This is a genomic window from Variovorax boronicumulans, from assembly GCF_030812215.1.
Taxonomy (GTDB): Bacteria; Pseudomonadota; Gammaproteobacteria; order Burkholderiales; family Burkholderiaceae_C; genus Variovorax; species Variovorax boronicumulans_C.
In genome coordinates this window covers 319,661-342,282 of sequence record NZ_JAUSSG010000001.1, presented here as the reverse complement: position 1 = coordinate 342,282, position 22,622 = coordinate 319,661, and the positions used below count along the sequence as shown (strand labels likewise).

The 22,622-nt window shown below is 66.1% G+C and carries 22 protein-coding genes; 15 read left to right on the top strand and 7 right to left on the bottom strand.

Annotated elements, in window-relative coordinates; all coding sequences use genetic code 11:
- Window positions 1-31: 31 nt before the first annotated feature.
- Entirely contained in the window at window positions 32-847 is an 816-nt protein-coding gene (locus J2W23_RS01635; RefSeq protein ID WP_307647433.1) for a substrate-binding domain-containing protein, read from the bottom strand.
- A 102-nt stretch (window positions 848-949) separates the two neighbouring features.
- Window positions 950-1,948 carry a LysR family transcriptional regulator gene (locus J2W23_RS01630; protein WP_307647432.1) on the bottom strand — a complete coding sequence of 333 codons (999 nt, stop codon included), beginning with the start codon at window positions 1,946-1,948 and terminating at the stop codon, window positions 950-952.
- A 110-nt stretch (window positions 1,949-2,058) separates the two neighbouring features.
- On the opposite strand from J2W23_RS01630, the gene J2W23_RS01625 reads away from it, so the two are divergent.
- Window positions 2,059-2,490 (top strand): VOC family protein, encoded by a 432-nt coding sequence (locus J2W23_RS01625; protein ID WP_307647431.1) that lies wholly within the window; start codon window positions 2,059-2,061, stop codon window positions 2,488-2,490.
- Between the two features lie 30 nt (window positions 2,491-2,520).
- Here J2W23_RS01625 and J2W23_RS01620 read toward each other — a convergent pair whose 3' ends face one another.
- From J2W23_RS01620 to J2W23_RS01610, 3 genes are all read right to left on the bottom strand, one after another.
- Window positions 2,521-3,288 carry a TIGR04325 family methyltransferase gene (locus J2W23_RS01620; RefSeq protein WP_307647430.1) on the bottom strand — a complete coding sequence of 256 codons (768 nt, stop codon included), beginning with the start codon at window positions 3,286-3,288 and terminating at the stop codon, window positions 2,521-2,523.
- A gap of 98 nt (window positions 3,289-3,386) precedes the next feature.
- Window positions 3,387-4,310: a response regulator gene (locus tag J2W23_RS01615; RefSeq protein WP_307647429.1), complete on the bottom strand. Its 924-nt coding sequence runs from the start codon at window positions 4,308-4,310 to the stop codon at window positions 3,387-3,389.
- Window positions 4,285-7,680 carry a hybrid sensor histidine kinase/response regulator gene (locus J2W23_RS01610; protein ID WP_307647428.1) on the bottom strand — a complete coding sequence of 1,132 codons (3,396 nt, stop codon included), beginning with the start codon at window positions 7,678-7,680 and terminating at the stop codon, window positions 4,285-4,287. Before J2W23_RS01610 ends, J2W23_RS01615 begins: the two co-directional genes overlap by 26 nt.
- A 241-nt stretch (window positions 7,681-7,921) precedes the next feature.
- Here J2W23_RS01610 and urtA point away from each other — a divergent pair, with 241 nt between their 5' ends.
- From urtA to J2W23_RS01570, 8 genes are all read left to right on the top strand, one after another.
- Entirely contained in the window at window positions 7,922-9,196 is a 1,275-nt protein-coding gene (gene urtA / locus J2W23_RS01605) for an urea ABC transporter substrate-binding protein (RefSeq protein WP_176658048.1), read from the top strand.
- Between the two features lie 77 nt (window positions 9,197-9,273).
- Complete coding sequence (gene urtB, locus J2W23_RS01600) at window positions 9,274-10,188, top strand: urea ABC transporter permease subunit UrtB (RefSeq protein ID WP_176658047.1); 915 nt, start codon at window positions 9,274-9,276, stop codon at window positions 10,186-10,188.
- Window positions 10,189-10,217: 29 nt separating this feature from the next.
- Window positions 10,218-11,414, top strand: a complete 1,197-nt coding sequence (gene urtC, locus J2W23_RS01595) for an urea ABC transporter permease subunit UrtC (protein ID WP_307647427.1) — start codon at window positions 10,218-10,220, stop codon at window positions 11,412-11,414.
- Window positions 11,415-11,428: 14 nt separating this feature from the next.
- A complete protein-coding gene (gene urtD, locus J2W23_RS01590; protein WP_176658045.1) occupies window positions 11,429-12,172 on the top strand; it encodes an urea ABC transporter ATP-binding protein UrtD in 744 nt (247 codons plus the stop codon).
- Between the two features lie 15 nt (window positions 12,173-12,187).
- Window positions 12,188-12,877: an urea ABC transporter ATP-binding subunit UrtE gene (urtE, locus tag J2W23_RS01585; RefSeq protein WP_176658961.1), complete on the top strand. Its 690-nt coding sequence runs from the start codon at window positions 12,188-12,190 to the stop codon at window positions 12,875-12,877.
- A gap of 27 nt (window positions 12,878-12,904) precedes the next feature.
- Window positions 12,905-14,137, top strand: coding sequence for a formamidase (gene fmdA / locus J2W23_RS01580; RefSeq protein WP_176658044.1), 1,233 nt, complete (start codon window positions 12,905-12,907; stop codon window positions 14,135-14,137).
- 14 nt (window positions 14,138-14,151) lie between these two features.
- On the top strand, window positions 14,152-14,496 hold the full coding sequence (locus tag J2W23_RS01575; RefSeq protein WP_307647426.1) for an FmdB family zinc ribbon protein: 345 nt from the start codon (window positions 14,152-14,154) through the stop codon (window positions 14,494-14,496).
- A gap of 151 nt (window positions 14,497-14,647) precedes the next feature.
- Complete coding sequence (locus J2W23_RS01570) at window positions 14,648-14,998, top strand: alpha/beta hydrolase (protein ID WP_176658042.1); 351 nt, start codon at window positions 14,648-14,650, stop codon at window positions 14,996-14,998.
- A gap of 71 nt (window positions 14,999-15,069) precedes the next feature.
- Here J2W23_RS01570 and J2W23_RS01565 read toward each other — a convergent pair whose 3' ends face one another.
- Entirely contained in the window at window positions 15,070-15,291 is a 222-nt protein-coding gene (locus J2W23_RS01565; protein ID WP_307647425.1) for a hypothetical protein, read from the bottom strand.
- Here J2W23_RS01565 and J2W23_RS01560 point away from each other — a divergent pair.
- Window positions 15,290-16,162 carry a MurR/RpiR family transcriptional regulator gene (locus J2W23_RS01560; RefSeq protein ID WP_373423858.1) on the top strand — a complete coding sequence of 291 codons (873 nt, stop codon included), beginning with the start codon at window positions 15,290-15,292 and terminating at the stop codon, window positions 16,160-16,162. The two genes, J2W23_RS01565 and J2W23_RS01560, sit on opposite strands and share 2 nt — an antisense overlap.
- On the opposite strand, the gene J2W23_RS01555 is transcribed toward J2W23_RS01560, so the two are convergent.
- Window positions 16,099-16,995 carry an HAD-IIA family hydrolase gene (locus J2W23_RS01555; protein WP_307647424.1) on the bottom strand — a complete coding sequence of 299 codons (897 nt, stop codon included), beginning with the start codon at window positions 16,993-16,995 and terminating at the stop codon, window positions 16,099-16,101. The two genes, J2W23_RS01560 and J2W23_RS01555, sit on opposite strands and share 64 nt — an antisense overlap.
- Before the next feature lie 184 nt (window positions 16,996-17,179).
- On the opposite strand from J2W23_RS01555, the gene J2W23_RS01550 reads away from it, so the two are divergent.
- The 5 genes from J2W23_RS01550 (at window position 17,180) to J2W23_RS01530 (ending at window position 22,610) form a co-directional block, all read left to right on the top strand.
- Window positions 17,180-18,115 carry a phosphate/phosphite/phosphonate ABC transporter substrate-binding protein gene (locus J2W23_RS01550; protein WP_307647423.1) on the top strand — a complete coding sequence of 312 codons (936 nt, stop codon included), beginning with the start codon at window positions 17,180-17,182 and terminating at the stop codon, window positions 18,113-18,115.
- A gap of 8 nt (window positions 18,116-18,123) precedes the next feature.
- The gene (gene phnC, locus J2W23_RS01545) at window positions 18,124-18,939 is read left to right on the top strand and encodes a phosphonate ABC transporter ATP-binding protein (RefSeq protein ID WP_307647422.1); all 816 of its coding nucleotides are present in this window, start codon (window positions 18,124-18,126) and stop codon (window positions 18,937-18,939) included.
- Entirely contained in the window at window positions 18,936-19,943 is a 1,008-nt protein-coding gene (gene phnE / locus J2W23_RS01540; RefSeq protein WP_307647421.1) for a phosphonate ABC transporter, permease protein PhnE, read from the top strand. Before phnC ends, phnE begins: the two co-directional genes overlap by 4 nt.
- A gap of 141 nt (window positions 19,944-20,084) precedes the next feature.
- On the top strand, window positions 20,085-20,285 hold the full coding sequence (locus tag J2W23_RS01535; RefSeq protein WP_307647420.1) for a hypothetical protein: 201 nt from the start codon (window positions 20,085-20,087) through the stop codon (window positions 20,283-20,285).
- A gap of 66 nt (window positions 20,286-20,351) precedes the next feature.
- Window positions 20,352-22,610 carry a phosphocholine-specific phospholipase C gene (locus tag J2W23_RS01530; RefSeq protein ID WP_307647419.1) on the top strand — a complete coding sequence of 753 codons (2,259 nt, stop codon included), beginning with the start codon at window positions 20,352-20,354 and terminating at the stop codon, window positions 22,608-22,610.
- Window positions 22,611-22,622 lie beyond the last annotated feature (12 nt).

Below are 22,622 nucleotides of genomic sequence, written 5' to 3'. Positions count from 1 at the left end.
GGATTGCGGACGTGCGTGCCGCGCGGCGGGGTCAACGCGCCGTCAGCGGCTCCAGCCCGGTCTTCGCGATGGTGGGCGCGGCGGCCGGGGAGTTGAGGTAGCGAATCAGCTGCCGCGCCGCATCGGGCTGCTTCGATGCCGTGGCGATGCCGGCCGAGAACACGGTGTTCTGCTGCACCTCGGCGGGCAGCGGGCCGATGTAGTCGATGCCGGCGATGGGCAGCAATTCGCTCACCTGCTGCAGGCCGAGCGCCGCATCGCCGCGCGCGACGACGGTGCCGACGCGCTCGCTCAGGATGCGCTTGCTCTTGGGCTTGACCTGGTCTTCGATGCCGAGCTTCTTGAGCAGCTCGGTCTCGTAGTAGGTGCCGCTTGCGCTCGCCGAGTAGGCAATCGACGGCGCCGCGATCAGCGTGCGCTTGAGCGCATCGACGGTACTGATGTCTGGCTTGGGCGCTCCCTTGCGCACTGCGAAGCCGATGGCCGAGCGCACGAGGTCGACCTGGCTGCCCGGCACCACCTTGCCCTTGGCGACGAGGTCATCAAGGGCGGGGCGCGCGAGGATCACCACGTCGGCCGGCTCGTTGCGCGCGAGGCGGCTCGGAATCGAGTCTTGCGCGTTGCCCATCGAGGCGCCGTACGCCGTCTTCACCGTGCGGCCGCTGCTGCGTTCGAATTCGGGGCGCAGATCGTTGTAGGCGGCGGTGAAGCCGCCGGAGGTCATGACGTGGATGTCGTCGGTGGCCGGCTTGTTGTTGCTGCTGCTGAAGCTGCCGCAACCGGCGAGCGCGAGGGCCGCGACGAGCGGGAGTGCGGCGCGGCGCGTGAGAGAGAAAAGGGGCTTCACGATGATGTCTCCTGGAGGAAGAGGGCGGCGGCGTGGGTGCCGCCTGCCATTGCCATCGTAGAAGCCGAGGCTGTCAATCAGCCTTCAGGGGTTTAGTGGTTACTACGGAGTGGGCGGCTTGCCGGCGTTCTTGCCACCGGCGTCCGCGGCTGGCAGGCGGCCCCGCTTGGCGAGCCCTTCGCTGGGCCGCAGCATCACCGTCAAGGATTTTCCGGATGCCCTCGTGCGAGGTTCGCGGGCCGCTTCCTGCAGGCACTGCGCAAGCTGCGCGACCACCGGCGATCCGGCGCGTGGCTTGCGCTGGAGCAGGCCGACTTCGCGATGGAATGTGTGCTCGCCGAGAGACAGCATGCGAACGCCGGGCGGCAACGGCAGATGCGCCTCGACGAGCGGAACGAGGCCGACGCCCAGCCCCTTCGCCGCGAGGTGAATGAGGGCGGGGATTTCATCCACCTCGACGGAGTCGCTGACCTGCAGTCCCTCGCGTCGAAGGAAGCGCTCGACCATCCGCCCGCCGAACGAGGCGCGGTCGTAGCGCAGGAAGGGTTGCGCCTGCAGCAGGGAGCGCCAATCCATCTTTGCGGACGTGTCCGCCGGCACGATCAGCACATAGGGCTCCTGCACCAGCGGCTGCCACGCCAGATCGGGAGGAAGGCCGAAGGGCGGCCGGATGATCACCGCCGCATCGATGCTGCCCGCATCCAGGTCGTCCATCAGCCGCATCGATACGCCCGGAGAGACATGCACCCGCAGCAGCGGCAGGCTCTGCCGCAGGCGGGCCAGCGCCCGCGCAACCAGCGTCGGCTGCGCCGAGGCGATGGCGCCGATGCGCAGCAGCCCGCGGTTCGCGGCATCGTCGGGCAGGTCGCCGAGCCTGGCATAGAGGGCGCAGATTTCCTCGGCGCGCGCCAGCGTCGTCTCTCCTGCGGCATTCAAGGTGGCGGAGCGTCCCGTCCTGTCGAAGAGCGCGAAGCCCAGGCTGTCCTCGAGCCGCTTGATCTGGCTGCTGACCGCCGATTGCGTGAGGCCGATGCGCTCTCCCGCTGCAGCGAAGGTGCCGTGGCGGCAGACGGTGATGAAGGTCTGGAGTTCGCTGATCATGGTTGAGTCATCGAAATTATTGGAGCTCAGCGAAGAAATATATCGCTTTTGGTTATGAGACTGGTTGCCTAAAGTCTCGGTATCCCGACCCCTTCCACACGATGAATCCCATGAGCACCCACACCACCCGCATCCCTTTTCACCTGGCCTTCCCCGTTCGCGACATTGCCGAAGCCCGTGCGTTCTACGGCGAGCTGCTCGGATGCCCCGAGGGCCGCAGCGCGCCCCAGTGGGTCGATTTCGATTTCTATGGGCACCAGATCGTGGCGCACCTCGCGCCCGACGAGTGCGGCCACAAGGCCCTGAGCGCGGTGGACGGCCACGATGTGCCGGTGCGCCATTTCGGCGCGATCCTTCCCATGGACCAATGGCAGTCGCTCGCCGACAAGCTGGTCGCCCGCGGCACGAAGTTCGTGATCGAGCCCTACATCCGCTTCAAGGGCGAGCCGGGCGAGCAGGCGACGATGTTCTTTCTCGACCCCTCGGGCAATGCGATCGAGATGAAATCGTTTGCGAACCTGGATTCGCTGTTCGCGGTCTGAGACGGATCGCGTCCCGCCGCGGGACGCGTCTCAGACCAGGTCGAAGCACCCGCCCGCGTAGTAGGCCTTGTCGCCACCATCGACAAAGGGCACGTCGATCGGCTTGCCTTCGTTGCGCCAGGCGTCGCGCTTGCGATAGCCCGAGCGGGTGAGCATTGCGAGCAATTCGTCGTAGTGCTCGATGCGGTAGGGGCAAACCGCCACGCCGATGCTGTTGAGCGTGAAGAGCGTGCGCTCGGGGTGAACGGCCGTCGTGTTCAGCACGATGCGTTTGGGCTTCGCGGGTAGCGACGACAGGATTTCGTCGATGCGCACCGGCAGGTACTGCAGGCTGCCGGAGGCGTACAGCACGTCGCTGCCGCTGGCGTCGCGGTAGTCGGTAGTGAAGGAGAGCTGGTCGGCGGTCTCGCGCTGCACCGCCAGCGCGCGCCCGCTGTCGATCACGCTGGGCACGTCGCACACGGTCCAGCGCAGGTTCTGGGGATAGCTCAGCACACGGCGGAAGGCGTAGTACTTGATGCCGATGTGGCCGCCGAGATCGAAGATGCGCGCAAGGCCCGCATCGATCGAGCGGCCCAGCCAGAACAGGCCCGGATAGTCGTAGAAATAGATCTGCGGGCTGTAGAGGCTGGCGGTCTCGGCATGGTCGTAGCCCACTGCTTTGGAGGACGGCGCTCCGGCCTCGGCCGCAGCGAAGCTCTCGAACGAGCCCATGAACAGGTTCTCGTCCTGGTTGTTCAGGAACTTGTGCCGGTAGGCGCTTTCGCGGGAAGAGAACGACAGCAGGCTTGAGAGCATTTCTTTCTCCATTTATCTCTGCGTTGATGCGGTCATTCTGAAGACCAATGCTTTTGCATTCAATGACCGGAAAACCCGGGGGGTGGGTACCTACCCCCTCAGGCCAACTGCCCGCTCGCCAGCGCCGCAGCTGCCGCGCGCGTTTCCACTCCCAGCTTCTCGAAGATGTGCTCCAGGTGCTTGTTCACCGTGCGCGGACTGGTGCCCAGGATCTCGCCGATGTCGCGGTTGGTCTTGCCCTTGGCGAGCCATGACAGCACCTCGGTCTCGCGCGGCGTGAGCGCTGCTTCGGCCAGCCGTGCCGACGAAGCGCCCCCTGTCCCGCCAACGCCGTCGCGCTGCATCGCGAACAGCAGCATCGTCTCGCCGAGCGCCGCCGCGCCCAGGTTGCGCACCGACAGCCGCATGCCCGTCGCCGTGCCGATGACGATCGCCGCGCCCGGCACGAGGGCTGCTTCGAGCGACTGCGGCAGCAGCCCCGGCGACACCGGGTTTTCGAGCGCATGCAGCCACAGCGCCGCCTGCGGCGAACGCCACGCGATGCGCCCGCGCGTGTCCACGAACACCACGCCCATGCCGGCCACGTCGACCGCATCGCGCGCCATGCGGGTGATGCGGGCGTTGCGCGCATGCGTGTGGAGCCGGGCCAGCACTTCCTGCGCGCGGATGGGCTTCACCACGTAATCGACGCCGCCGCACTCGAAGCCTTCGACCACATGGGAGGTTTCCGAAAGGCCTGTCATGAACAGCACGGGGATGTGTGCCCATGCCGGGTTGGCCTTGATGCGCCGGCAGGTCTCGAAGCCCGAGAGGCCGGGCATCAGGCCGTCGAGCAATATCGCATCGGGTACCACGAGTTCGAGCCGTTGCAGCGCGGCCTCGCCGTCGGCGGCGACCAGCACGGTGTAGCCGCTGGCCTCCAGCGTGTCGCACAGCATGCCCAGGCTGCTGGGGGCGTCGTCCACGACCAGCACCACGGGGCGCTCGGATTCATGACTACTGGGCGAGGGGAGTGTCTGCATCTTCTGCCAGTGCGTTGCGGAGGTTGTCGAGTTCGAAGCGGGTGACCATGCCGCGCAGCCATGTGCAGGTGGCCGCCGCCGCGGGCGACGCGGCGGCCAGCCGGTCGAGCGCCGTCTGCAGGCCGCGCACATGGCCCATCTGCACGAGGCGCATCAGCTCGGCGCGGTCGTCTTCAGAGAGCACGAGCTGCGGCGGGCGCAGCGCGCTTTCTTCTTCGCTCGCGGGCGGCATCGCGTCGCTGGCCGACAGCCATTCGAGGCCCAGGTGCCGCTCCAGCGTGGCGATGAGTTCCGACTCGATCACCGGCTTGCCGACGAAGGCCTGGCATCCCGCGGCATTCAGGCGCTCGATCTGGTTCTCGAACATGTTGGCCGAGACGATGATGATCGGGATGTCCTTGAAGCCCGATGCGCGCACCGAGGTGGCGGTCTGCCAGCCGTCCATGTCGTCCATCGTGAGGTCCAGCAGGATGGCCGAGGGCAGCTCTTCCCGCAGGCTGTCGAGGCACTCGGTGCCGCTCGCGGCCTCGCGAACCTCGAAGCCCAGCGGCATCAGCATGCCGGCGAGCATCTGGCGCTGCACGGGCTGGTCGTCCACCACGAGCAGCGTGCGGCGCGCGCCGATGTAGCCCGATACCGGCTGCCGCAAGGCACCGCCCTTGGCTTGGGGGCCAGGGTCGGCCACTTCGCGCAGGTACACCCGCACGCTGAAGGTGCTGCCCGCGGGCGAGGTCTGCGCCAGCACCAGTTCGCCGCCCATGAGCGAAGTCAGCAGCGCGGTGATCGTGAGGCCCAGCCCCGTGCCCGGCTCGCCGCGGCGGCGCCCCGCGGCGCCACGCTCGAAGGGCTCGAAGATGCGCAGGTGGTCCTGCGGCGCAACGCCGATGCCGGTGTCGACCACGTCGAAGCGCAGCACCTCGCGCCGTGCATCCACATGCAGCGTGACGGTGCCGCTGTCGGTGAAGCGCACCGCGTTCGTCAGCAGGTTGATGAGGATCTGCCGCAGCCACTTGGCATCGGCATGCACCCAGGCCGGCAACTGCCCCGCGTGCGTGTAGACGAACGCCAGGCCCTTGCTCTCCGCCTGCGGGCGCACCATGTGCACGAGCTGGTCGAGGAAGGCCGGCAGCGCGAGCGGCGCTGGTTCGAGCTGCAGGCGGCCGGCCTCGATGCGCGCGAGGTCGAGCAGGCCGTCGATGAGCCCGAGCATGTGTTCGCCGCTGCGGTGGATGGTCTGCACGGCCTCGCGCGGCGGTGCGGCGGCATCGCCCTTGAGCAGGATCTGCGAGTAGCCCAGGATGCTGTTGAGCGGCGTGCGCAGCTCGTGCGTCATGCCCGCGACGTAGCGCGTCTTGGCCTGGTTGGCGGCCTCGGCGGCTTCCTTGGCTGTTTGAAGCGCGGCGTCGGTACGGCGGTGGGCTTCGATCTCCAGCGCGAGCAGGTTGTTGTGGCGGTTCGATTCTTCCTGCGCCATCTGCCGGCTCTCGCTGCCCAGCACCACCCACCATGCGGCCACCGCGGCCACCACCGAGAGCAGCGCGAACACTTTCAGGAAGGCCGTGGCCAAGGTCGGATCGCTGGTGCCCGCGATGGCCTCCTGCGCATAGACCACGCCGACCACCGTGGCCAGCAGCGCGATCAGCGATGTGGCGACCAGCAGATAGTGCGCCACGCGGAAGTTGAGCCGCGCCGACAGCGCCGGCGGCAGCAGTGCCTGCAGCCAGCCGCTCATCTGCTCGGCGGCGCGCGAGTCGGTCTTGCAGCGGTCGTGGCAACGCGATTCGAGCGTGCAGCACAGCGAGCAGATCGGCGCGCTGTAGGCCGGGCAGTGCGCCATGTCTTCCGATTCGAAGCTGTTGTCGCACACCGAGCACTTCACGCTCTGGCCGGGCGCCCAGCGTTCGATGTCGGTGCGCGCGAGGTAGTAGCGGCCGCGCGTCTTCCAGGCGAGCAGCGGAGAAACGGCCATCGCGGTGGCCAGCGCGATGAAGGGCGAGAAAGCCTTCGCCCATTGGCCCAGCGCGCCCGAGTACGCGAGCATCGCGAGCGCCGCCGCGACCAGCATCGCGACGAGGCCCACCGGATTGATGTCGTACAGGTGCGCCCGCTTGAACTCGATGGTCTTCGGGCTCCAGCCCAGGGGCTTGTTGATGACCAGGTCCGCCACCAGCGCGCCCACCCACGCGATGGCGATGTTGCTGTAGAAGCCCAGCACATGCTCCAGCGCGGCGAACACGCCGAGCGCCATCAGCAGGATCGCGATGGCCACGTTGAACACCAGCCACACCACGCGCCCCGGGTGGCTGTGCGTGAGCCGCGCGAAGAAGTTCGACCATGCCAGCGAGCCTGCATAGGCGTTGGTGAGGTTGATCTTCATCTGCGAGACCACCACGAACAGCACCGTGATGCCGAGTACCCAGGCCGGGTCGCGCAGCACGTACGAGAAGCCCGTGAGGTACATCTGCGTCGGCTCGATCGCATGCGCGGCCGGAATCTCGTGCTGCAGCGCGAGGAAGGCGAGAAAGGCGCCGCCCATCATCTTGAGCATGCCCGGCACGATCCAGCCCGGCCCGGCGACCAGCACCGCGGTCCACCAGCGGCCGCGGTTGGCGGCGGTCTTCTCGGGCAGGAAGCGCAGGTAGTCGACCTGCTCGCCGATCTGCACCACGAGCGAGAAGGCCACCGTGGCGGCCGCGCCGAACATCAGCGGATCGAAGCCGCTGCTGTCGGAGGTGCGGCCCACGAGGCTGGTGAAGTCGGCGTAGAGCTCGGGCTTCTTCACCATCACCGCGATGAAGGGGCAGACGAACAGCACGATCCAGATCGGCTGCGTCCACAGCTGCAGCCCCGAGATGAGCGTGATGCCGCGCGCCACCAGCGGAATGATCACGATGGACGACACCAGGTACAGCAGCCACAGCGGCCAGTCCAGGTACATCTGCAGCGCGAGCGCGAGGATGGCCGCCTCCAGCGCGAAGAAGATGAAAGTGAAGCTCGCATAGATCAGCGAGGTGAGCGTGGAGCCCAGGTAGCCGAAGCCCGCGCCGCGGGTGAGCAGGTCCATGTCCACGCCGTGCCGGGCCGCGTAGTACGAGATCGGCAGGCCCGTGAGGAAAGTGATGAGCCCCACCACGAGGATGGCCCACAGCGCGTTCGAGAAACCGTAGCTCAGCGCAATGGCGCCGCCGATGGCCTCCAGCGCCAGGAACGAGGTGGCACCGAACGCCGCATTGGCCACCCGGAACTCCGACCACTTGCGAAAGCTGCGCGGGGTGTAGCGCAGCGCGTAGTCCTCCAGCGTTTCGTTCGCGACCCAGGCGTTGTAGTCGCGGCGAATGCGAAAGATCTTCTGTCCGGAGACGGATTGCATGGCGGGTTCTCGCGGCGGCGGTGGCATGCGGCAGGTACAGCAAGAAGCGCTCCCTGTGCCTTCTTCCCCCGTGGCCGGCTTGCGAGTCTGCGGGCAAGGCGGTTTCCCGCCGCTACGTTGAATGACGTATTCGCCAGTACGCAAGTGATTTCTAAAGTACCAGCCATGGTGCTCGGGGCACCGTCCGATGCACTGCGATGGTGCGCGGTCAACTCATTTTTCAACCTGCCTGGAGTTCCTGATGTCGCGTGATTCCGATCCCCCTCGTGATGCTTTCGATGCCGTGGCCTTGCGCCGTCGCCGCCTGTTGCAGGGCGCCGCCGCCTTGCCCGTGATGGGCCTGAGCGGCCTGAGCTTCGGCCAGTCGCAGTTCCCCACCGCCAAGGTCAACACCACCAAGCTCGCGGTGACCGACACCGAGGTCACGGTGGGCCAGCTGCATTCGTCCACCGGCACGATGGCCATCTCGGAGACCGGCTCCATCCAGGCCGAGCAGCTCGCCATCGACCAGATCAACGCCATGGGCGGCGTGCTGGGCCGCAAGATCAAGGTCATCAAGGAAGACGGCGCCTCCGACTGGCCTACTTTCGCCGAGAAGTCGAAGAAGCTCCTGGTCAACGACCACTGCGCCGCCGTCTTCGGCTGCTGGACCAGCGCCTCGCGCAAGGCGGTGCTGCCGGTTTTCGAGAAGGAAAACGGCCTGCTGTACTACCCGACCTTCTACGAAGGTCTGGAGCAGAGCAAGAACGTGATCTACACGGGGCAAGAGGCCACGCAGCAGATCATCTGGGGCCTCGATTGGGGCGCAAAGGAGAAGAAGGCCAAGACCTTCTTCCTAGTCGGCTCCGACTACATCTGGCCGCGCACCTCGATGAAGATCGCGCGCAAGCACATCGAGAATTTCCAGAAGGGTTCGGTCAAGGGCGAGGAGTACTACCCGCTGGGCCACACCAACTTCAACTCGCTGATCAACAAGATCAAGGTGGCCAAGCCCGACTGCATCTTCGCGGCCGTGGTGGGCGGCTCGAACGTCGCTTTCTACAAGCAGTTGAAGGCCGCGGGCATCACCGGCGACAAGCAGTTCCTGCTGACGCTGGCCGTGACCGAGGACGAAATGACCGGCGTGGGCGGCGAGAACTTCGCGGGCTTCTATTCGTCGATGAAGTACTTCCAGTCGCTGGACAACGAGAACAACAAGAAGTTCGTGGCGGCGTTCAAGGCGAAGTACGGCAAGGATGCGGTGATCGGCGACGTGACGCAGGCCGGCTACCTCGGACCGTGGCTGTGGAAGGCCGCGGTGGAGAAGGCTGGCAGCTTCGACGTGGACAAGGTCGTGGCGGGTTCGCCTGGCATCGAGCTGAAGACGGCGCCCGAGGGCTACGTGAAGCTGGATGCGAACCATCACCTGTGGAGCAAGGCGCGCATCGGGCAGGGGCAGCTCGACGGGACGTTCAAGGTGGTTGCCGAATCGGCCGAGCTGATCAAGCCGGATCCGTTTCCCAAGGGCTACCAGTAAGCAGGCCGTCGGCCTTCACTCCAACCCTCTCCCGCGTGCGGGAGGGGGAGCAACTCCAACACTCCGGAACTTCCGCCATGACTCTGTCGGACATGATGAACATCGGCCTCATGCAGGGCTTCGCGGGGCTGAGCCTCTTCGCGGTGCTGCTGCTCATGGGCCTGGGCCTCGCGATCATCTTCGGGCAGATGGGCGTCATCAACATGGCGCATGGCGAGTTCATGACCATCGGCGCCTATTCGATCTACCTGGCCGCGCAGGTGACGGAGCGGATGGCGCCCGCGTTCATGCCGTATTACTTTCCGATTGCCATCGGGCTGGCGTTCGTGTTCGCCTTCATCGTCGGCTGGATCGTGGAGTGGGTGCTGATCCGCCATCTCTACAAGCGCCCGCTCGACACGCTGCTCGCCACCTGGGGCGTGAGCCTGGGGCTGCAGCAGCTCTTTCGCACCTTCATCGGCCCGAAGGAAGTGAGCCCCACGCTGCCCGAATGGATCATGGGTTCCTGGACGCCGCATGAAGGCCTGGACATTCCGATCAACGGCCTCTTCGTGCTCGCGCTCACCGGGCTGGTCACGGCCGGGGTGCTCATCGCGCTGCACAAGAGCCGATGGGGGCTCAGGGTGCGGGCCACCGTGGCCAACCGCACGATGGCCAACGCCACCGGCATCGACACGAAGAAAACCGACCGCCTGACCTTCGCCATCGGCTGCGGCATTGCCGGCATCGCGGGCGCGGCCTTCACCACCATCGGCTCGACCGGGCCGACCTCGGGCTCGCTCTACATCGTCGACGCGTTCCTGGTCGTCACCTTCGGCGGCGCCGCGAGCTTGCTGGGCACCGTGGTCTCTGCGTTCGGCATTGCGCAGACGCAATCGATCTCCGAGTTCTTCATGACCGGCTCGATGGCCAAGGTGCTGACGCTCTCGCTGATCGTGCTGATTTTGATGATGCGTCCTCAAGGCCTGTTCGCCGTAAAAGTCCGCCGCTGAACCCGATTCCTGTTTTGGAGAACGTTCCGATGAATTTCATCAAGGCCTCGATCCTGCGCTACCAGCTGGGCAGCCTGCTGCTCCTGGTGCTGCTGCTGGCGGTCGTGCTGCCGCTCTCGCTCGACATCTTTCGCCTCAACCTAGTGGGCAAGTACCTCACCTACGCGTTCGTCGCCGTGGGGCTCGTGATGGTGTGGGGCTACGGCGGCGTGCTGAGCCTGGGGCAGGGCGTGTTCTTCGGCATCGGCGGCTATGCGATGGCGATGTTCCTCAAGCTCGAAGCCTCCGACCCGATCACCACCAAGATCCAGTCGACGCCCGGCATCCCGGACTTCATGGACTGGAACCAGATCACCGAGCTGCCCACGCTGTGGCTGCCGTTCAAGAGCCTGCCGCTGAGCCTTGCGCTGGTGGTGCTCGCGCCGATGGCACTGGCCTGGCTCGTGAGCTTTGCGATGTTCAAGCGCCGCGTGGGCGGCGTGTACTTCGCGATCATCACGCAGGCGGTGGCGCTGATCTGCACCGTGCTCATCATCGGCCAGCAGGGGTACACGGGCGGCGTCAACGGCATGACCGACCTGAAGACGATGCTGGGATGGGACACGCGCACCGACGGCGCCAAGTACATCCTTTATTACGTCTGCGTGGGTTTGCTGGTCGCGAGCATCGTGCTGTGCCGCTGGATCCAGACCAGCAAGCTGGGCACGCTGCTGCTCGCGATGCGCGACAAGGAAGACCGGGTGCGCTTCTCGGGCTACGACGTGTCGAATTTCAAGGTCTTCATCTTCTGCCTGGCGGCCGGGCTCTCGGGCATCGGCGGCGCGATGTTCGCGCTGCAGGTGGGCTTCATGTCGCCGAGCTTCGTGGGCATCGTGCCGTCCATCGAGATGGTGATCTTCTGCGCGGTCGGCGGACGCATGAGCCTGGTGGGGGCGGTGTATGGCGCGCTGCTGGTGAATGCGGGCAAGACGCTGTTCTCCGAGAGCTTTCCGGACCTGTGGCTGTTCCTGATGGCCGGGCTCTTCATCGGGGTGACGATGGCTTTCCCCATGGGGCTCGCAGGCCTGTGGGACGAAAAGATCAAGCCTTGGTGGAAGGGCCGCCGCCAGGCGCTGCGCGAGGCCGCGGTGCAGCCGCCGCCCGCCATGCCGATGACACCACCGACCCCGTCGACCGCATCACCCGAACCCCAACTGCCCGAAGGTGTCGGCAGCCAGCGCGCCTGAACCGGAACACCCTCATGAGCAACACCGACTTCGCGCTCGCCGTGGAAGACCTCACCGTCTCCTTCGACGGCTTCAAGGCCATCGACGACCTGACGCTCTACATCGACCGCAACGAGCTGCGCGTGATCATCGGCCCCAACGGCGCCGGCAAGACCACGCTGCTCGACCTGATCTGCGGCAAGACGCGCGCAAGCGCCGGCAGCATCAAGTTCAAGAACACCGAGCTCACCAAGATGGCCGAGCACAAGCGCGTGCGACTGGGCATCGGCCGCAAGTTCCAGACGCCGTCGATCTACGAGAACCTGAGTGTCTTCCAGAACCTGGAGGTGTCTTTTCCGAAAGGGCGCTCGGTGTTCGGCGCGCTGGCATTCAAGTGCGATGACGAGGTCAAGTCGAAGGTGCAGGCGGTGGCCGAAGACATCGGCCTCGCAGACAAGCTGCACACCGAAGCGGGCCTCCTGAGCCACGGCCAGAAGCAGTGGCTGGAAATCGGAATGCTGCTGATGCAGGAGCCCGAGCTCCTGATGCTCGACGAGCCCATCGCAGGCATGAGCGCACGCGAACGCGAACTCACCGCCGACCTGCTCAAGCGCATCTGCCGGAACCGCGCGGTGATCGTCATCGAGCACGACATGGCCTTCGTCAAGCAGATCGCGCACAAGGTCACCGTGATGCACCAGGGAAAGATCCTCGCCGAAGGGCCGATGGAGAAGGTGCAGGCCGATCCGAAGGTCATCGACGTCTACCTGGGGCACTGAACCATGAGCAACATCATGCTGAAGGTCGACGACCTGCACACCGCCTACGGCCAGAGCGAGGCGCTGCACGGCATCTCGTTCGTGGGCCATGCCAACGAAACCGTCGCGATCATGGGCCGCAACGGCATGGGCAAGACCACGCTGTTCAAGAGCCTGATGGGCGTGCTGCCGATCAAGAGCGGACGCATCGAGGTCGCGGGGCAGGACGTGTCGCGCGACGAGAGTTTTCGGCGCGTGGCCAAGGGCATTGCGTACGTGCCGCAGGGGCGGATGATTTTCCCGACGCTGACGGTGGAAGAGAACATCCAGACCGGCCTGGAGAACTCGAAGACCAAGCGCATCCCCGAAGAAATCTATGCGCTCTTCCCCGTGCTGTGGGACATGAAGCGCCGCAAGGGCGGCAACCTCTCGGGCGGCCAGCAGCAGCAATTGGCGATTGCGCGCGCGCTCGTCACCGACCCCAAGGTGTTGCTGCTAGACGAGCCCACCGAAGGCATCCAGCCTTCGATCATCAAGGACATCGCCAAGGCACTCAACGAGATCCGCAAGCTCCGCGGCATCACCATCGTCGTGTCCGAGCAGGTGCTGAGTTTCGCGATGGACGTGGCCGACCGGCTGTTCGTCATCGAAGGCGGCCGCCTCGTGCACGAGACCGCGCGCGACAAGACCGATGTGGATCACATCAAGGCCTATCTCTCTGTCTAACCACAACCCAACCAGGAGCCACTGCAAATGACGGACACGCTGATCAAGGTCGACCTGACCAAATCGCCCACGGAGAACGAGAACATCCACAACCGCTGGCACCCGGACATTCCGATGGCCTGCTGGGTCAACCCGGGCGACGACTTCATCCTGGAGACCTTCGACTGGACCGGCGGCTTCATCAAGAACAACGACAGCGCCGACGACGTGCGCGACATCGACCTGAGCACGGTGCACTACCTCTCGGGCCCGGTGGGCGTGAAGGGCGCGGAGCCGGGCGACCTGCTGGTGGTCGACCTGCTGGACATCGGCGCCAAGCAAGACAGCCTCTGGGGCTTCAACGGCTTCTTCTCCAAGAAGAACGGCGGTGGTTTCCTCACCGATCACTTTCCGGAAGCGCAGAAATCGATCTGGGATTTCAAGGGCATGTTCACGAGCTCGCGCCACATTCCGGGCGTCAACTTTGCGGGGCTGATCCATCCCGGCCTCATCGGCTGCCTGCCCGACAAGCCGATGCTCGACATGTGGAACGAGCGCGAGAAGGCACTCATCGCCACCGATCCGGACCGCGTGCCGGGCCTCGCGAATCCGCCGTTCGCCGGCACCGCCCACATGGGCAAGATGACCGGCGAAGCACGCGCCAAGGCCGCAGCGGAAGGCGCACGCACAGTGCCGCCGCGCGAGCACGGCGGCAACTGCGACATCAAGGACCTGTCACGCGGCTCGAAGGTGTTTTTCCCGGTGTATGTCGACGGCGCGGGCCTGAGCGTGGGCGACCTGCACTTCAGCCAGGGCGATGGCGAGATCACCTTCTGCGGCGCCATCGAGATGGCCGGCTGGGTGCACATGAAGGTCACACTCATCAAGGGCGGCATGGCCAAGTACGGCATCAAGAACCCGATCTTCAAGCCCAGCCCGATCACGCCGCAATACAACGACTACCTGATCTTCGAAGGCATCTCGGTCGACGAGAGCGGGAAGCAACATTACCTCGACGTGAACGTGGCCTATCGCCAGGCCTGCCTCAACGCCATCGAGTACCTGAAGAAGTTCGGCTACTCGGGCGCGCAGGCTTATTCGATCCTCGGTACGGCACCGGTGCAAGGCCACATCAGCGGTGTGGTCGACGTGCCGAATTCATGTGCGACCCTGTGGCTGCCCACGGGCATCTTCGACTTCGACATCAACCCGAACGCCTCGGGCCCGGTGAAGATGATCGACGGCAGCATCGACATGCCGCTGTCGCACGACCTGCGCTGAAGAAGAAAAAAGCCATGCCGACCTACGACTACGCCTGCGGGCAATGCGGCGGTTTCGATGCACTGCGGCCTTCGGGCCAGCGCGACGAACCGGCTGCGTGCCCCGACTGCGGAAGCGCCTCGCCGCGTGTACTTTCGGCCGCACCGCGGCTCGCGTTGATGGCTTCGGGCACGCGCAGTGCCATGGAGACCAACGAACGCGCGCGGCACGAGCCCGGCAGCTCCCGCGACTACGCGCGCTTCAAGCATCCGGCGGGCTGCGGCTGCTGCTCGGGATCGTCCCGCCGCAGTGCGACGGTGACCGCGTCGAACGGTGCGAAGTCGGCGCCATCGAAGCGGCCGTGGATGATTTCGCATTAGGGTCGCCGTCGCAAATCGGGGTGCATCGCGGTCCGGTGCAAACCCCGATTGTTTCAATCTCGTGAACGCCGCGATTCCTTTTGCCGTGGTTTTTTGGAGGCCTTCAGGATCAAACTTCTCCTCACCAACCAACCGATTGAAGGAGATTGAAATGAATGCCTCGAAGATCCTCGCTGCTGCTGCTCTCTCGCTCCTGGCTGCCGCCGGTGCGCAAGCAGAAACCTATGACGGCGTGCACACCGTGAACTCGTCGGTGTCGCGTGCGGAAGTCGCTTCGCAAGCCGTTGTCGCCGCTCGCGCCGGCAACGAATACGGCGACGGCGCAACCGCCGGTGCGCAACCTTTCACCTCGACCGCCAACCGCGCGACCGTCCAGGCCGAAGCCGTTGCCAAGGCCCACGATCCGTTCGCGAGCCTGGACCGCCGCGCGTTCTATCGCGACGAAGTGCCTGCTGCCTACAAGAAGCCCAGCGTGTCGTTCACGCGCCAAGCCGGCCTCTGATCCGATCGCTCTGATCGGCACCATGAAGAACGGGCCCTCGGGCCCGTTTTTTCGTTTCTGCGGCCGCCTCCTCATTCGATCCTGAATGTCTTGGGCTTTGCGTCGCATTCGGCATGCAGGATGTCGTGGTCGATCTCGATGTGCGTCCCGCCAGCGATCACTTCGTCGTTGGGGAGGTACCGGGCATTGCGCGCCGCATGAAACCGCCATCGGGGGCGGGTAAGCTCGCGGCCCATGAAGCGCAACAGCAGCAACAGCACCTCCCGATCCGCCAGTCCCAAGTCCACCGCCATGCCGCCGCCCGAGTTGCCGGACGGCCAGGTCTCGGCGGTGCTCGCGCGCATCGAGACGCTGTGGTCGTCGCTCGGCCCGGTGGGCCAGCGCATTGCCGACTTCATCGTGAAGAACCCACGCGAGGTGGTCCACATGTCGGTGAGCGAAGTGGCCGAGCGCACCGGCTCCAGCGAAGGCAGCATTGTCGGCCTGTGCAAGAACCTCGGCGCCACCGGCTTCCAGCAGATCAAGATCGCACTCGCACAGGAGATCGTGCAGCCGGTGCAGTTCATCCATGAAGACCTCGATCCGCAGGACAAGGCCGACGCGGTGATCCGCAAGATCTTCCAGAGCAACGTGCAGACGCTGCACGACACGCAGGCCACGCTCGACGCAAAGGCGATGGAGCGCGCGGTCAAACTCTTCCGGGCCGCCGAGCGCATCGAGATCTACGGCATCGGCAGCTCCGCCACCATTGCCGAAGACGCCCACTACCGCATGCTGCGCATCGGCTTGAACGCCAAGGTGGTGGTCGACTCGCATGTGCAGGCCATCAGCGCCTCGCTCACCGATCCGAAGGTGGCGGTGCTCACCATCTCGCACTCTGGCAGCACGCACGAGACGGTCACGGCCACGCGACTGGCCAAGGAGGCGGGCGCCTCGACGGTGTGCATCACCAATTTCGGCAAGTCACCGCTGCAGGCCTTTGCCGACGTGGTGCTCTTCACCATGGCGCGCGAAACCAGCTTTCGCACCGAGGCGATGACCAGCCGGCTCGCGCAGCTGGCGATCATCGATGTGCTGATCGCCTGCCTCGCGCTCTCGGACTACGACACCTCGGTGCGCACGCTGCGCCAGACCTTCGACGTGCTCTCGCTCAAGCGGTACTGAGGCAATTCCTCTGCCGCGGGCGTCGAAGCCCTGAACAGCCCGGCCACGGTGGGTGCGACCGCCCCCGGCGCCTGCCCCACCAGCAGGCAGGCCATGCCGAGCCGCGCGGCGCCCTCGGCGTCGGTGAGCGGGTTGTCGCCGACGACCACGGTGCTGGCGGGCTCCGCGCCCAGGCGGCGCAATCCCTCCTCGAACAGCAGCGGCGCGGGCTTGCCGATCACGCGCCACGGCTGCACGCCGCTCGCGGCGACCACGGCTGCGAGCAGCGAGCCGGTCTCGGGCACCACGCGGCCCTGCGGGCCGGGGTGCGTGGTGTCGGCATTGGTCACCATCAGCTTGGCGCCACGCAGCAGTTCGTTCGCGACGGCCGCCAGGCGTGCGTGGCTGAAGTGCATGTCGAGCGCGAGCAGCACGAAGTCGGCATTCGCCTGCACGAGGTCGCAGCCCTCGGCCCGCGCAAAGCGCTGCAGGGCGATGCTCCCGATCAGCAGCACACGCGCGCCGGGGTGCTGCTGTGCCAGTTGCCGCACCGCCAGCTCGCCGGCCAGCACGATCCGCCCGGGCGGCACGCGCAGGCCCAGCCGGCGCAAGCGCTGCGCGAGGCCCTGGGCCGTATGCGTGGAGTTGTTCGAAACGATGGCGTAGCGGTCGTGAAAGTGCGCGAGCAGCCCGGCCGCGCCGTCGATCGCTTCCTGCTGGCGCACCAGCGTGCCGTCGAGGTCGACGAGCAGGTGGCGGGCCCGGGTGAGCCATTCGCCGTTCGCCGCGGTACTGCTGCCTGCGTTGTTGCTGCCGTTGCCATTCACTGTCGCTGTCTTGAAATTCGTGCTCATGGATCTCCGGTGTCGGCCGACCGGTGTCTCGGCCATGGCGGCGGATTGTATTGAACATTACTCAGTGATTTTGTGTTTTTACGTTGAGTTAATTTCATTTTCTTGTCATCTTTGGTTTCTAAGCTCACCGGCATCCGAGCGATGAACCCGCTCGCTACCCCGATCCGAAACCAAGGAACCGATGATGAAAAAGCTCCTGGCCGTCGCGGCCGCCGCACTCTCGCTGACCGCAGCGCTTTCCCTCCCGGCGCATGCGCAATCCGTGGCCGACGGCTCGCGAGAACGCCCGCTGCGCGTGCTGCTGATTCCTGCCGATGGCGGCACCGAGTCGGGCACCAAGGCCGACTATGCGCCCGTCTTCAACGCCATCACGCGCACCACGGGCCTGAACTTCGACCTGAAGGTCGGCCAGTCGTACGGCGCGGTGGTCGAGGGCATGTGCAACCAGCTCGCCGACATCGCCTTCTTCGGCCCCGTCTCCTACGTGCAGGCCCACAAGCGCGGCTGCGCGCAACTGCTGGCCGTGGGCGTGGAGAAGGGCGCCTCGGTGTACTACGCCGGCATGTTCGCCAAGGCCAACGCACCGATCGCCGCCATCAAGGACGTGAAGGGCAAGCGCGTGGCCTTCGGCGACGTCAACTCGGCTTCGAGCTTCACCTTCCAGGTCGCGATGCTGATGGACGCGGGCATGGACCCGGCCAGGGACCTCTCGGCCATCCGCATGACCGGCAGCCACGCGAGCAGCCTGGCAGCGCTGGTGCAGGACCAGGTCGATGTGGCCTCGCTCTCGTTCGACTCGTACGAGAAGGCCGTCAAGCAAGGCGCCGTCGATCCGAAGACCGTGAAGGTCATTGCCAAGAGCATCGCCATCCCGTACCCGCCGCTCGCGCTCAATTCGAAGCTGACCGAGCCGCTGAAGGCCAAGCTGAAGGACGCCTTCCAGACGGTCAACAAGGCACCCGGCATCACGCCCGACATGATCCGCGGCTACGGCGGCGGCAAGATCGACGGCTACGACACCAAGTTCTCGGAAGACGAGTTCAGCGTCGCCGCCGAGAAGCTCGGCCTCCTGACCGACGAACTCAAGGGCCGCATCCTCGCCAAGGCCGCGGAGCGTTGAGCACTGCCATGCTGAACTTCGATTCGGTCGCCATGCGCTATGCCGACGGCACGCGCGCGCTCGACGGCGTCTCGCTCCAGGTGCCGGCCGGGCAGTTCTGCGTGGTGCTGGGCTCCTCGGGCGCGGGCAAGTCGACGCTGCTGCGCATGGCCAACGGGCTGGTCAGGCCCACGCAGGGCGCGGTGCAGGTCGAAGGCGTGAAGATCGTGGCCGCCGCGCTGGCGCGCATCCGCCCTCGCATCGGCATGATTCATCAGCAGTTCAACCTCGTGCTGCGCTCCACCGTGGCTGACAACGTGCTGGCCGGCGCGTTGCCCGCGATGCCGACCTGGCGTGCGCTGCTCGGTCTTTTCACCGACGCGCAGCGCAGCAAGGCCTGCGCGCTGATCGAATCGGTGGGCCTGCAGGAGCAGCACCTGCTGCGCCGCGTGAGCGAGCTCTCGGGTGGCCAACAGCAGCGCGTGGGCATCGCGCGTGCCTTCATGCTCGATCCGCCGCTGGTGCTCGCCGATGAGCCGGTGGCGAGCCTCGACCCGCAGACCAGCCACGATGTGCTTTCGCTGCTGCGGCGCGAGGCGCAGGAGCGTGGCACCACGGTGCTGTGCAGCCTGCACCAGATCGAGCTGGCCTGCGAGTTCGCCGACCGCATCGTGGCGCTGCGCCACGGCGTGGTGGTGTTCGACGGCGCGCCTGAAGCCTTCGATCCCAAGGTCTTCGATGCGATCTACGGCCGCCCCGCGAGCGCCGCGCAACCGCAAAGCCCGATGACCGAACCCGAAGCCGTGCTGCCCTTGCACAACGGCGCACTGGAGCTTGCGCGATGAGTCGCCTGGACCGCCCTTCGTCCGCCTGGGAACTGCCGCGCCCCTTCGGCACCCGCAGCCTCGCCGTGCTGTTCCTCGTGCTCGTCGTCGGCTTCTTTGCCGGCCAGCGGGTGGAGATGGGCCGCATGCTCTCGCTCACCGGCGAAGGCGTGCTCGCCGCCGTGGGCCTGCGCGACCAGTCGCAGGTGCTCTCGGGCCTGGGCACCATCGCGCGCTCGCTCTTTCCGCCGCAGGTTTCGGAGCGCACCGAGGTCGCGCGCGTCGAAGGCTTCGACCGCAACCAGCTGCCCTGGTTCTCGCATGTCGAGACCGAGGAATCGCGCCAGCCCAAGCTCAACCCGCAGACACTGCAGATGGAGGAGGTGGTCGACCAGCGCGAAGTGCTCGTCGAACCCTTCGGCTACCTCTGGCATGTGGCGGTGAAGATGCTCGAGACCTTCGAGATCGCCATCTGGGCCACGCTGCTGGCCATCGTGCTGAGCGCGCCGCTGGCCTGGTGCAGCGCGAAGAACTACACGCCCAACCGCGCCGTCTACACGCTGGCGCGCAGCGTGGTGGGCATGTTCCGCGCGGTGCCCGAGCTGGTGAGCGCGCTCTTCCTGGTGCTGGCCTACGGCTTCGGTCCCATTGCCGGCGTGCTGGCCCTCGCGCTGCACTCGGCCGGCTTTCTCGGCAAGTTCTACGCGGAAGACATCGAGACCGCCGACGACAAGCCGCAGGAGGCCCTGCGCGCCATCGGCGCGAACAAGCTCAAGGTGATGCGCTTCGCGGTGCTGCCGCAGGTGATGCCGCAGTTCATCGCCTACACGCTCTACGTGCTCGACCGCAATGTGCGCATGGCCACCGTGGTGGGCCTGGTGGGCGCGGGCGGCATCGGCCAGGAACTCAAGGGGCGCTACGACATGTACAACTATGCGCACGTCGGAACGATCCTGATCGCGATCTTCCTGACGGTCCTCGTGCTCGACAGGGTCGCAGCCCGCCTGCGCAGCCGCTATGCCTGAGCGCTAGCCCCACCCGTTCCCCGACTTTCTTCCGACTCCGGTGCGAGCCCTTCGCGGGCCCGCAGGGGATCGGCTTTGCCCTCGCTTCTTGCTTCTTGTTTGTTTGCTTCCTCACGCCCAACCGACTCCAAAGGACACCTCATGAAATCAGCTTCTTCCCGGTACGGCCTCGCTGCGGCGAGCCTCGTCTTGTGCCTTGGCCTCGCCGCCTGCGGCGGTGGTGGTGGCGGCAGCGGTGGCCTGCCCATCCTTCCGCCAGGGCAGACGCCGCCCGCCGGCAGCGGCCCGCAGCAGCCCGGCGGCGACCAGCCCCAGCAGCCTGCCCTCAAGTGCGCGCCCTGACCACGCCCATCGCCACTCGATCAATTTCCGATCAGTCCCCCAATTCCCCGCGTTGAAAGACCACCCATGACCACCTCCAACCGTCGCGATTTCTTCCGCAAGTCGGCCGGCGCCATCGGCGCCGCCTCGGCCCTGACGATGCTGCCGCCCGTGATCCGCAAGGCACTCGCCGTCGAGGCCGCCGTCGACACCGGCACCATCAAGGACATCAAGCACATCGTGATCCTGATGCAGGAAAACCGCAGCTTCGACCACTACTTCGGCACCCTGCGCGGCGTGCGCGGTTTCGGCGACCGCTTCCCGATTCCGCTGGCCAGCGGCAAGCCGGTGTACTTCCAGCCCAACTCCACCGTCGGCGGACCCGATATCCAGCCCTTCCGCCGTGACTCCACGATCGCCAACGCGCTGATCGGATCGGGCACGCCGCACAACTTCCCCGACATGCAGGGCGCATGGAACCAGGGAAAGATGGACCGCTGGATTCAATTCAAGAACCAGGCAACGATGGGCTATTACCTGCGCGAAGACATTCCGTTCCAGTTCGCGCTGGCCGATGCCTTCACCATCTGCGACGGCTACCACTGCTCTATCCTCACCGGCACCGATCCGAACCGCATCGTGTTCTGGTCGGGCTCCAACTTCAATCCGGAATTGCGCAAGAAGGGCATCAACAGCACCGACACCGATTCCGAACCGGTGAACTCGCGCTGCTGGCCCAGCCCCTCCAACTGGGTCGCGGGCCGGGCGCAGAAGGCCGACGGCACGGGCCAGACCGACCCCACCTCGGGCGCCTACAACTACAAATACGTCAACAACTCCTTCAAGTGGGACACCTTGCCCGACGTGCTGCAGAAGGCCGGCATCACCTGGCACATCTACCAGAACATGAACAACAACTGGACGGGCGCCATGAATGGCTGCCTGGCCTTCGAGAGCTTCCGCACCGCGCAGCCGGGCTCGCCGATCTACGAGCACGGCCTCACGGGCGGCCCCGCGGCGGCCGACGGCGCCGTCAACTTCCTCGCCCAGCTCAAGCAGGATGTGATGAACGACACCCTGCCGCAGGTCTCGTGGGTGCTGCCCACGCAGGCGCTGGCCGAGCATCCGGGCAGCAGCGAAGGCGTGGCCGGCGCGGCTGACTTCATCTCCGACGTGCTGACCGCGTTGACGTCGAACCCCTCCGTCTGGAGCAAGACGGCGCTGTTCGTCACCTTCGACGAGAACGACGGCTTCTTCGACCACCTGGCGATGCCCTCGGTGCCCTCGTACGACGCCAGCGGCGAGCTGATGGGCAAGTCCACCGTGCCGCTGGACGGCGAGTATTTCGACGCTTCCGTGGGCAGCTACCTGAACGCGGCCGACACCACCAGCGGCAAGACGCGCCCCTGGGGCCTGAGCTCGCGCGTGCCGATGTACGTGGTCTCGCCATGGAGCAAGGGCGGCTGGGTCAATTCGCAGGTGTTCGACCACACCTCGATGGGCCGTTTCCTGGAACAGCGCTTCGGCATCACGATCGACGCCATCAGCCCATGGCATCGCGCGGTCTGCGGCGATCTCACCTCGTGCTTCGATTTCGTGAGCCCGAACGATCCGGTCGTTCCCAAGCTGCCCGACACGAGCAACTATCCCGCCGTCAACGCGGCGCAGAAGCTTCTGGGCAACACGGGTGCGGTGACCAAGGCCCCCGCCACGCCCCAGCCGCTGTACCAGGAAACCGGCACGCGCTTTTCGCGCGCGCTGCCCTACGAGCTGCACACCAGCGCGCGCGTCGAGCCGCGCGGCCTGGTGTCGCTGATCTTCAGCAACACCGGCGACCAGGGCGCGGTGTTCCATGTCTACGACAAGCTGCACCTGGACCGCATCCCGCGCCGCTACACCGTGGAAGCCGGCAAGCAGCTCACCGACTACTGGAACGCCGGCGCCACCGACAGCGGCAAGTACGAGCTCTGGGTCTACAGCAGCAACGGCTTCGTGCGCACCTTCAAGGGCGACGCGCTGGCCACCGATGCCGCGGCCTTCAAGCCCGAAGTGCAGGTCTGCTACGACCCGGCCGCCGGCCAGGTCTACGTGAAGGTGCACAACACCGGCAAGGGCAGTGGCACGGTGTCGGTCAAGGCCAACGCCTACCGCGCCGACGGCCCCTGGTCGCTCGACGTGGCCGCGGGCGCCACCGGCATGCTGCACTGGAACCTGGAGGACAGCGGCCACTGGTACGACTTCACCGTGACGGCGGACAACTTCGAGCGCCGCTTCTCGGGCCGCGTCGAAACCGGCAAGCCCAGCGTGAGCGATCCGGCGATGGCACTGCATCTCACGGCCGCTTGAACGCCGCTTCCA

Excerpts from the sequence above, each read along its gene's own strand:
- J2W23_RS01630 (WP_307647432.1), bottom strand. The coding sequence starts at position 1,948 with ATGATCAGCGAACTCCAGACCTTCATCACCGTCTGCCGCCACGGCACC.
- J2W23_RS01625 (WP_307647431.1), top strand. The coding sequence starts at position 2,059 with ATGAGCACCCACACCACCCGCATCCCTTTTCACCTGGCCTTCCCCGTT.
- J2W23_RS01620 (WP_307647430.1), bottom strand. The coding sequence starts at position 3,288 with ATGCTCTCAAGCCTGCTGTCGTTCTCTTCCCGCGAAAGCGCCTACCGG.
- J2W23_RS01615 (WP_307647429.1), bottom strand. The coding sequence starts at position 4,310 with ATGCAGACACTCCCCTCGCCCAGTAGTCATGAATCCGAGCGCCCCGTG.
- J2W23_RS01610 (WP_307647428.1), bottom strand. The coding sequence starts at position 7,680 with ATGCAATCCGTCTCCGGACAGAAGATCTTTCGCATTCGCCGCGACTAC.
- urtA (WP_176658048.1), top strand. The coding sequence starts at position 7,922 with ATGTCGCGTGATTCCGATCCCCCTCGTGATGCTTTCGATGCCGTGGCC.
- urtB (WP_176658047.1), top strand. The coding sequence starts at position 9,274 with ATGACTCTGTCGGACATGATGAACATCGGCCTCATGCAGGGCTTCGCG.
- urtC (WP_307647427.1), top strand. The coding sequence starts at position 10,218 with ATGAATTTCATCAAGGCCTCGATCCTGCGCTACCAGCTGGGCAGCCTG.
- urtD (WP_176658045.1), top strand. The coding sequence starts at position 11,429 with ATGAGCAACACCGACTTCGCGCTCGCCGTGGAAGACCTCACCGTCTCC.
- urtE (WP_176658961.1), top strand. The coding sequence starts at position 12,188 with ATGCTGAAGGTCGACGACCTGCACACCGCCTACGGCCAGAGCGAGGCG.
- fmdA (WP_176658044.1), top strand. The coding sequence starts at position 12,905 with ATGACGGACACGCTGATCAAGGTCGACCTGACCAAATCGCCCACGGAG.
- J2W23_RS01575 (WP_307647426.1), top strand. The coding sequence starts at position 14,152 with ATGCCGACCTACGACTACGCCTGCGGGCAATGCGGCGGTTTCGATGCA.
- J2W23_RS01570 (WP_176658042.1), top strand. The coding sequence starts at position 14,648 with ATGAATGCCTCGAAGATCCTCGCTGCTGCTGCTCTCTCGCTCCTGGCT.
- J2W23_RS01560 (WP_373423858.1), top strand. The coding sequence starts at position 15,290 with ATGCCGCCGCCCGAGTTGCCGGACGGCCAGGTCTCGGCGGTGCTCGCG.
- J2W23_RS01565 (WP_307647425.1), bottom strand. The coding sequence starts at position 15,291 with ATGGCGGTGGACTTGGGACTGGCGGATCGGGAGGTGCTGTTGCTGCTG.
- J2W23_RS01555 (WP_307647424.1), bottom strand. The coding sequence starts at position 16,995 with ATGAGCACGAATTTCAAGACAGCGACAGTGAATGGCAACGGCAGCAAC.
- J2W23_RS01550 (WP_307647423.1), top strand. The coding sequence starts at position 17,180 with ATGAAAAAGCTCCTGGCCGTCGCGGCCGCCGCACTCTCGCTGACCGCA.
- phnC (WP_307647422.1), top strand. The coding sequence starts at position 18,124 with ATGCTGAACTTCGATTCGGTCGCCATGCGCTATGCCGACGGCACGCGC.
- phnE (WP_307647421.1), top strand. The coding sequence starts at position 18,936 with ATGAGTCGCCTGGACCGCCCTTCGTCCGCCTGGGAACTGCCGCGCCCC.
- J2W23_RS01535 (WP_307647420.1), top strand. The coding sequence starts at position 20,085 with ATGAAATCAGCTTCTTCCCGGTACGGCCTCGCTGCGGCGAGCCTCGTC.
- J2W23_RS01530 (WP_307647419.1), top strand. The coding sequence starts at position 20,352 with ATGACCACCTCCAACCGTCGCGATTTCTTCCGCAAGTCGGCCGGCGCC.